Origin of the sequence: Sphingobacterium micropteri, from assembly GCF_014692515.1 — a bacterium.
Taxonomy (GTDB): domain Bacteria; phylum Bacteroidota; class Bacteroidia; order Sphingobacteriales; family Sphingobacteriaceae; genus Sphingobacterium; species Sphingobacterium micropteri.
This window is the reverse complement of record NZ_JACOIK010000030.1, coordinates 1-951: the sequence shown is the minus strand read 5'-3', so window position 1 is coordinate 951 and position 951 is coordinate 1. Positions and strand designations below refer to the sequence as shown.

1 protein-coding gene is annotated in these 951 nt (G+C 42.0%); it reads right to left on the bottom strand.

Annotated features, from left to right (window positions below; all coding sequences use genetic code 11):
- Positions 1-49: 49 nt before the first annotated feature.
- A complete protein-coding gene (locus tag H8B06_RS20460) occupies positions 50-910 on the bottom strand; it encodes an IS3 family transposase (protein WP_317170965.1) in 861 nt (286 codons plus the stop codon).
- Positions 911-951: the final 41 nt, after the last annotated feature.

Sequence of the window (951 nt, the reverse complement as noted above, 5' to 3'; positions counted from 1 at the left end):
TATGATACTCCCTATTTGTTGGACAACTTTTTACTAAACTAAGATATAATTACGATACATTTTTAATTTCCTGATAGAACTTTTCATCGGGTGTTATGCTTCCTAGGGATTTGTGCCTTCTTTCCGTATTGTAAAATAACACGTACTCTTTAATCTGCCGGTATAGATCCACACCACCATTGGGTGTATTGAGGTATATCTTCTCTCTTTTCAGGGATCCCCAGAATCTTTCAATGTAGATATTGTCCAGCGCTCTACCTTTGCCGTCCATTGATATCTTAACCTCATTTTTCTGTAAGGCTTTCACAAAAACTTCAGATGTAAACTGAGATCCCTGATCGGTGTTGAATATCTCGGGCTTACCATGAGTTTGGATCGTATCGACCAACACATCCCTACACCACTCGGCACTCATCGTATTGGATACGTCCCAGCCCATTATCTTTCTGCTGTATACATCTATGATAGCAAACATATACATAAAGCCCTTGAACATGGGTATGTACGTGATATCTGCCTGCCATACCTGAGCAGGCCTTTCGATCTTAAGGTTCCTGAGCAGGTACGGAAATTTATAGTCCGCCTTATTTGCTTTACTCAAGTTCTTTTTAGGATGTATAGTTTTCAGGTTCATGAGCTTATACAGCCTACGAACCCGCTTCTGCCCAACGAAATAGCCCAGATCCTGCCTCAAATAGTCCGTCATGCGCTCTACTCCGTAAAAGGGACAGTCCAGAAACTTACGGTCGATGGCATTCATAACCTGCAGGTTGAACAGAGATTCTCCCTTGGGTTTAAAATAATAACTGCTCCGGGGCAGCTCCATAACTTTGCACTGCCTGTAAACGCTCATTTTCTTATAGGAAGGGCAAACAAGCCCGCGTTTCTCGTCAAGACTCATTTGCCCAATACTTTTTTTAAGAAATCAACCTGTATCTGTAACTCCCCGAT